Source organism: Roseococcus sp. GW821-FHT12F05 (assembly GCF_058806835.1).
Genome location: NZ_JBXAQB010000001.1, coordinates 932,509 through 939,665, shown reverse-complemented (window position 1 = coordinate 939,665; position 7,157 = coordinate 932,509). Strand labels below are relative to the sequence as shown.

11 protein-coding genes are annotated in these 7,157 nt (G+C 66.2%); all 11 read right to left on the bottom strand.

Going from position 1 to position 7,157, the window contains the following annotated elements; all coding sequences use genetic code 11:
* Positions 1 to 148, bottom strand: a 148-nt coding sequence (locus AC1ROY_RS04760; RefSeq protein WP_493147447.1) for a DUF5681 domain-containing protein, incomplete at its 3' end; no start/stop codon positions are given.
* A gap of 8 nt (positions 149 to 156) precedes the next feature.
* Positions 157 to 1,434: a tail fiber domain-containing protein gene (locus AC1ROY_RS04755; protein ID WP_493147431.1), complete on the bottom strand. Its 1,278-nt coding sequence runs from the start codon at positions 1,432 to 1,434 to the stop codon at positions 157 to 159.
* 267 nt (positions 1,435 to 1,701) lie between these two features.
* Positions 1,702 to 2,010 (bottom strand): hypothetical protein, encoded by a 309-nt coding sequence (locus AC1ROY_RS04750; RefSeq protein WP_493147430.1) that lies wholly within the window; start codon positions 2,008 to 2,010, stop codon positions 1,702 to 1,704.
* A gap of 128 nt (positions 2,011 to 2,138) precedes the next feature.
* Positions 2,139 to 2,531, bottom strand: a complete 393-nt coding sequence (locus tag AC1ROY_RS04745) for a hypothetical protein (RefSeq protein WP_493147429.1) — start codon at positions 2,529 to 2,531, stop codon at positions 2,139 to 2,141.
* Entirely contained in the window at positions 2,528 to 3,478 is a 951-nt protein-coding gene (locus tag AC1ROY_RS04740; RefSeq protein WP_493147428.1) for a hypothetical protein, read from the bottom strand. The genes AC1ROY_RS04745 and AC1ROY_RS04740 overlap by 4 nt, the downstream gene beginning before the upstream one ends.
* Before the next feature lie 10 nt (positions 3,479 to 3,488).
* A complete protein-coding gene (locus AC1ROY_RS04735; RefSeq protein WP_493147427.1) occupies positions 3,489 to 4,001 on the bottom strand; it encodes a helix-turn-helix domain-containing protein in 513 nt (170 codons plus the stop codon).
* Positions 4,002 to 4,431: 430 nt separating this feature from the next.
* Positions 4,432 to 4,695, bottom strand: coding sequence for a hypothetical protein (locus AC1ROY_RS04730; protein ID WP_493147426.1), 264 nt, complete (start codon positions 4,693 to 4,695; stop codon positions 4,432 to 4,434).
* A gap of 510 nt (positions 4,696 to 5,205) precedes the next feature.
* Positions 5,206 to 5,484 (bottom strand): hypothetical protein, encoded by a 279-nt coding sequence (locus AC1ROY_RS04725; RefSeq protein ID WP_493147425.1) that lies wholly within the window; start codon positions 5,482 to 5,484, stop codon positions 5,206 to 5,208.
* On the bottom strand, positions 5,481 to 5,648 hold the full coding sequence (locus AC1ROY_RS04720) for a hypothetical protein (protein ID WP_493147424.1): 168 nt from the start codon (positions 5,646 to 5,648) through the stop codon (positions 5,481 to 5,483). The genes AC1ROY_RS04725 and AC1ROY_RS04720 overlap by 4 nt, the downstream gene beginning before the upstream one ends.
* A 26-nt stretch (positions 5,649 to 5,674) precedes the next feature.
* A complete protein-coding gene (locus AC1ROY_RS04715; protein ID WP_493147423.1) occupies positions 5,675 to 6,175 on the bottom strand; it encodes a hypothetical protein in 501 nt (166 codons plus the stop codon).
* Positions 6,172 to 6,618, bottom strand: a complete 447-nt coding sequence (locus tag AC1ROY_RS04710; RefSeq protein ID WP_493147422.1) for a hypothetical protein — start codon at positions 6,616 to 6,618, stop codon at positions 6,172 to 6,174. The genes AC1ROY_RS04715 and AC1ROY_RS04710 overlap by 4 nt, the downstream gene beginning before the upstream one ends.
* Positions 6,619 to 7,157 lie beyond the last annotated feature (539 nt).

Genomic DNA, 7,157 nt, shown 5'->3' with positions numbered 1-7,157 from the left:
GCCGCATGACCTCTGCAGCGCCTTCCTGCCCAATCGCGTCGAGAGCCAGCAGGGCGGCGTGACGGGCACCCTTGGGCCGCCCCGCCGGGTTGCCGGATTCTCCCTTCTGCCAGCCGTGCGACTGTTTGGGTTTTGTAGTTTCAGACATGGGGATCGTCAGACCGTCGCCAGATCGTAATTCACCCCCAGGAATCCGCCGGGGAACACTCCCACCGCTTCTGGATGCTCCTGGGCGACTTCCTGGGCCATGAAGCCAATCTGTGTCGTGGGCTGCCCCTTGTAGCGATAGGCATAGATCGGCAGGCCGTTGTCGGCCTCGCCGACGCGCCGGATGTCCTCCTTTGCGCGAGCGTCGGAGAGGGTGAAGAGGCTTCCGATGCCGCTGAACAGGTCGCTTGTGAGCCCGCCCCGCCCGAAGAGCCCGCCGCGGTCGAACGCGCCCATTTGCCCAAGCCCCCCAAGCACACTGCCTCCAGCCCCCAAACCCTGAAGCAGTCCATTGCCGCTGCTTCCGGACATGGCCGTCGTGCTGTTGCTCGAGCCGCCGTAGTTGCCCGAGACGAGGCCCATGTAGTTGCTGACCTGCTCGCGCGGCACGTTCTGCTCCCAGTTCCACCGGTTGATCGCATCCTGCAGGTAGGCCTGCGACTGGTTGTCGTAGGCCTGCCCCACGCCCTGCTGCGCGCCGAGGTTCTGGTAGGCCATGTCCTGGCCCTGGCCGAGGCCCTGGAATCCCAACTGCCGCGCCGAGAGATCGCCCTGCATGGCCGATTGGTAGCCCGACAGATCCATCTGCCCGAGCTGCCCGGCCGCGCTGAGGCGCTGCTGGATGGCGTTCTGGTCCAGCCCGGCCAGCGACGTGGCCGCCTGCTGCTGCAGCCCGCGCTCGTTCTGGTAGTCCTGATAGGCCAGGCCCGTCGCGGCGCGGTTGGCGCTGTCCGCGAAAGCCTGCGCATGCGCGCCGGAGCCCAGTCGCCCCGTGGCAGCAAAGGCGCCGTCCACGCTCGGCCTTGCGGCCATGATGGCGTTGTCCACCATGCCCTGGAACTCGGGGTTCCGACCCAGCATGTTGCCGTTGGCCGTGTTGGACAGCGTGCCGGCCCCGGCCAGCGAGCCGGCGCCGGCCTGGTTGGCAATGCTGTTCAGCGTCGAGCCGCCGGCACGGTTCGCGGCGCCGCTCATGAGGCCCTGGAACCCGCCCATGCCATAGGCGCCGCCGGTCGCGAGGCCCGAGGCGCTGCCGCTCACCAGCCCCGCATTCGTGCCGGCGCCGGCATAGTTCGAGATGTTGCCCAGGGCGGAGATGGTCTGCTGCCCATAGGGCGAGACCGTGCTGTCCTGGTAATACTGCGGGCCACCGGTGGCCTGCTCGTTGTTGAGCAGGTTTCCGCCTCGGCGAACCCACGCCGCAGGTAGGGCTGTTGATCGGCCCACGGGGCGGTGTTCGTCTGTTCTGTCCGTGTCTGGGTGTTGCTGCCGCCGCCGCTCATTGCTCTACCTCCATGGTCACGATGTCGGCGGAATGCCGCCATCCGGGAAGCGCGCCGGAGCGCGCCCACCCTCTCCGTCCCTGAAATCCGATCCGATCGCATTGGCCCTCGCGGGCAAGCTGGTGAAGCGCCGGCATCATCGCAGCGACACCGTCAACGGCACCGTCGCCCCCAGCGACGTGGACCCAGAGGTGCCGGCTGCGCGGGTAGCTCACGACACCGCAGATCGCGACCGCCCGAAGCTCGCCCGGCTGTGGGCGATCAGCGTCCGCCACTGTCCGGACTGGCAAGCTGCCAGAACGTCCTCCGGCTCGTACTCGCCATGACCGTGATCGAGCGCGGCCTTCACGATCGGCAGCAGGCGCGGCCAGATGCGGGGCATCGCGTCTTTCGGCACCTCAGCCACGGACATCTTGCCGCCGCCCCAGATCCACGCGTCCTCGCCGTCATCGCCGGCCCGACCGCACAGAAGGTTGGCCGGCTGGCCGCCTGCTCTCTCTGCTCCGCTGCAAGCGCTCATGTCGTCACCTCCGGAGGCATCGCCTTAGAAAGCTTCCAAGAAAATATATCATAGATAGTTTTCTTTTGCGTCGATATCACGTGTCCGATCCTCATTTTGCTGTGGGTTTCGCTCGTCCTCGGAGCACGTCATGGGGCGCCTCCGAAGGCCTTCAGCCAAAGGGCGTCGAGCCATTGGATTTCGCTGTCTGGCAGCCGTGCCGTGGCGGGCTTCCCGAGCAGCCAGGCGCGCTGGCGCTCCATGCGGGCGCGTTCGGCGACCGAGACGCCCTCGCGCCATGCGAGGAGGGCGATCTGCTTCCGGGCGGTCTTTGCGGCCAGCATGGCGAAGGTGAAGGCAGGCTTGGACCGGCGCTCCATCTCGGCAGCCAGCAGTGCAGACAGGTCATTCAGGTCCATCCCGGAGGCGGTCAGGACCCGGACGAGGCCGGCCGCCGCTGCGGTGACTTCGCCGGGCTGGTCACTGCCAAGCAGAGGCAGCACTTTCGCCAGGCGCCGGCCGGTCGCAGAGAGGTCGCTCATGGTGCGGCCTCCGCATGCCGATAGTGGCCGCTAGGCCGTTGCTGACCTCGCCGGGCATCATCGCCGGCAAGCAACGCCTCCAGCCGGTGGCGCCATCTCTCGACGGCCTGGTCGCGAGCGTCCCGAGCCGCACGCCACTTCGCGTCCGCCTCGTCCTCGGCGGCGGTGCCTTCTGCCCCGTCAGCCTCGTCACAGGCTGCCTTGGCAGCCCGCTCCAACTCGCGAAGTTCGGCGCCAGCCGCCAACACGAAGTGCGCGGCATCGTCGAGCCCAAATGCGAAGAGTCCGAAGAGGCGATGGACCTGTCTGGATCGATCGCGCCGTGGGGGGGAGTGGGTCGGTTCGATCCCCATGGGAGTTCCGACCAGACTGTCGTGGATGACCAGCAAATCGCCGGCAGGCGGCACATCGCCGACGCCAGCGTTGACGGCCTGCTCTACGAAGCCTTCAGCACCTCTGCGGCCTTTCTCCAGCGCCATGTCTCGTGCGGCCAGCGCCTTAATGTAGGCGGCTGACTGAGCCGTCCGGCGCTGATGTTCCGCCTCTGCCCATTCCAACAGCTGTGCGATGCTGGGGAGGGTCTTGGACGTTCGCCGCGCCCTCTCCGCCACCAATTTCACGATGTCGGCGCTGAACCGGCCCAGCTCTTCGCCGGCGGCCGCCGCGAAACTCGGCCCATTCACCCTGGCGTGGGGAAAGATGCCGCTGAGGTACAACGCGGCATGCGCAGCATACTCGGTGCGGGCTTCCGCCTCCTTTGGATCTTCCTGGATATCGAGCCACCGATGTACGGACGCGATGTGGCTCTTCGCCGCCTGCATCACGTCCCAATCCTCGAGATCGTCGGGTGTCGGGCAATCGGGCTTGTTGTTTTCCTCGTCCCAGAATTCCGCCTTGCAGTCCGCGAAGGTGGGCTGAGGGACGGTCGTGGCTTTTGCTTTCGCCATGCCCGCCTCCTCAGAGCTTCAGCGGAATGGCGGGGTTAGCCGCGTTCCGCCATTTCTGAGCCTTACCCCCGCCGCCAGCGCGCGACCCGTAAGGGGAGCGCGCGCTAGCGGCGGAATACGGTTTCCCTACCGCTTCGCTACGGGATACCTGTTCGTGGCGGGACGGGGCGCCATCAAGTGGCGGGACGGGGCGCCATCCGATGGCGGGACGGTCCGCCATCTGCGGGCGGGACGTCCCGCCATCTGATTGGAGGATCAGGGCGAAACGAGCGCTTGATTTGGGGCCGCCGTCGCTAATGCGCTCGACGAATCCACGAGCGACCAAACCGTCGAGCGCCTCACGAACCGTGCGGCGCGACCGACCGATCAGCGTCGCAATGGTGCTCTGCGCGGGCCAGGCGGCACCGCGGATGTCATTGTAGTGCTCAGCCAACGTCACGGCGACGGCGACCTGGGCGAGTGTGGCTCGGGGCTGTGCGGCGATCACGGCGCGCACCCATGCGAAGCGTTCACCGACATTCACATGCTCCTCCCGCTGGCGGAGCTGAGCGCGGCGAGCGCCGCGGCCACGCTCCAGAACATGCGGATGTGCTGGCGGCGCGGATGACCGGTCGCTAGGCCGCACACAGGGCCGCCAGAGTCTTCGGCGACGTTCGGAAGCAGGATGAGGCGCGGCGGCTCCGCGGAAGCCGCCAGCGGCGTCCTGACGGGATCCTCGGGCCTGTGCTGCCGATGGGGCCGTGAAGTGTATCGAGTATTGGTCATTGGGCTTCTCCATAAAGCCCGTGCGGATCGGCTTGAACGACGCGAGTCCAACGGCTAAATAGGCGTTGCTGGTAACCATTGAATTTTCGCGAACGCTCGGCCTAACCGCCGGGCGTTTTGCGTTCAGGGACTGTTGATGGCGCCGAGCAGCGTCGTGCCGCTCGCCGTGGTGCTGATGCGGCGTGCCATTATGCCGCCGCCTGCTCGACACGGACGCGGCGTCCGCCGCGGATAGTCGGAGCCTGATCCAGCTTCGCCTGAGCCCAGGCAATCAGATCCTGCGTTTCGACCAACGCCTTGCGGTTCACGACCTTCCAGGCGAGCGGCAGTTCCGGCAACGTCCGGACGCTCAGCGGGAAGAAGTGATCGGTGACCAGCTTGGCGGCCGTGCGCCTATCGACGCGCGGCGGAAAATTCGTAACGATTTCGGAGAGGGAGTGCGCTTCGCGCATGATCCGGCCTCATGGGTTCGAATTCCCAGAGCGACGCCTCTGGAGCGAACAACCGATGACGCTCGGATGGAGCGGGACGCCCGTTTGGCTCGGCGGCAGCCTTAGACCGATGCGTTCGGTCTCGACGTAGCGCCCGATTCCCGGCGGCGGATGACGAGAATTTACATGTCGGCACCCAACGCTGACAAGCGTATTCTGCCGAATACCGCCGCAATCTCAAATGCCCGGGAGTTCGACGGCGCTGCGCGGGCAGAGGTTCCGCGCGGGTCGGCCAACCCTGCCCCGCCGAGGTCATGCTACCGGATCAGGCCGAGCCGGTGCCAGCGGCGCGCCGGTGCCCTGATTGGGAGCTCGCCTTATGACGAAGGGAGAGCAGCGGGCACTTCGGAGCCCGCCAGCCCTTCGCCTTGTCGCACCCCATCTTCTGCAGGACGCAGGACAAGCAGGGGGCCGGAACCAAGTGGTCGAAGCCCGCGCTGCCTTCGGGAGCGCTCCACCCACTGCCCTCCTTCACGCTCCGGCTTCCGATTCATCCAGCGGAAGACCGCGGATTTCGCGGATGCGATCCTCGATATCCTTGGCCGTGTCGGAGATGGTCGCGAGCAGATATGCGAAGCCCTGCCGAGCACGGCCGCCCTGCTCGCGCTTGAGGAACACGCCTTCCCACGCCGCTTCGGCGAAGGCGGTGAGATCGAGCAGACGATGGGCGTCGTCGTGCAAGTGCAGGAGGAGGCGCCCTGGCTCCTGGTCCGCCTCGCTCAGCGCACGGTGTTGGGCCGCATCCATCACGCGGCCTCCTTCATCGGATCGCGAAGAAAGGCGCCGTGCTTTTCTAGCGCGGCCATGGCCCGCATGAACGGCACCGCGATGGTCTCTTCACCGCAGGCCTTTTCGATCTCGATGTTGAAGAGCACGCGGAAGACGATCTGCTCCAGACCGTTCAGCTCTTCCATGGAACGGCGCTTCGGGGCCGGGATGCTCATGGCGCGCCTCCCGCCTTCAGCGCCAGCCCGTCGAGCAGAATGGCAGCGATCATGGTGTCTTCCCCGCCGTCCTGCTCGATCAGATGCGGGTACTCCTTCGCGGTCAGCTCGACGCGGGCCAGGAGCCCGGCCAGCGTCCGCGCGCGGATCGGCTCCATCTGCTCCAGAAGCTCGGACTGCATCTGCTCCAGCGGAGTGACGTGCTCCGCGTCGTAGACCTTCTCCTGCTGCCAATCGAAGTGATCGGGCATCCGATTGACGGCTGCGCGGATCTGATCCGTCAGCGCCGTGTACTGCCGGCAAAGCGTGATCAGCTCGGCGTCCGGATGGGGCGCCGCGACAGCACCCTCGATGGCGGGCGCGGCCAGCATTGCAACCGCGCTGCCCATGAGGGCAGCCCGCCGATTGAAGCCGTTGGCGGGTGGCGGGGGCGGCGGAGGCGAGGCCGGGGGCGTCCAGTCCTGGCGCTTCGGCCAGACGAAGCTGCGCGCGCTCATGCCCGTGCCTCCGCCCAGCGCATCGCGTCGCCCTTCTTGGGGAATCTGCGCGCCGCGTCCTCGCTGCCCTCCGGCGGAATCGCGAGCCAGCCCGCGAAGACATCCCATTCGAGCGGCGGCCGGTGTATGGCCTCGCCCGCCCGCTTCACCAGCTTCGGCAGCGGGAGGAACCGCCATCCGGCCGCCGAAAGCCGCTTCTCGCGCGAGCAGGCGAAACGCCCATCGGCCTCGGGCACCTTGCAGCTCTCGTCCACGAGGCGCTCGTAGTGGCAGTACTCGCCCACGCCACCATGGCTCTCCTCCCGCCAGAAGCTGAGATAGCCCCGCCGCTTCTTGTCCATGGCCTTGGCTTCGGCGGTAGCCACCGCCTGCTCGGCCGAGAGGATGAGGTCCGCGACGGTCTGGTCGATGCCGGTTCCGAACGCCGCGGGAAAGCCGGTCAATGCAGCGGGCAAAGCTCCGCCGCGTGTGTTATTCTGTCGGATAGCCATGGTCCTGATGACTCCATCATCTGGGTTGTGGTGAGGGCCGCCGCAGCGGTCGCAACGCTGTTGCGGCCCGCCTTTATGACGCTATAAAGTGCTCCTGATGTCAAGCATTTCTAGCGCTAAAAAGTCGCATCTAGGACGTCCTCGCGTAGACAGCGAGGCGGTTAATGTCCGCATGGAGCGGGCACAAATTGAGTCGCTTGACGCATGGCGAGATGCACAGACGGATCGGCCCACCCGCCCGGAAGCCATTCGGCGGCTGATCAGTCTGGGACTTCAAACCAGTCCGCAGGTAGGAACGCCCAAGGCGCCAGCCTGATCCCCTGATATTCCCTAATGAACATCATTTGGAATGAATATTAGATACAGATCTTCCGTGTTACAGATTGGACTTTATCGACGAAGCCGACGTGTTACAGATTGGACTTTATCGACGAAGCCGATTGGTGTGAGACTTCCTCCCCGACTGCTGCTGATTATGGCGTGCTGCGGGT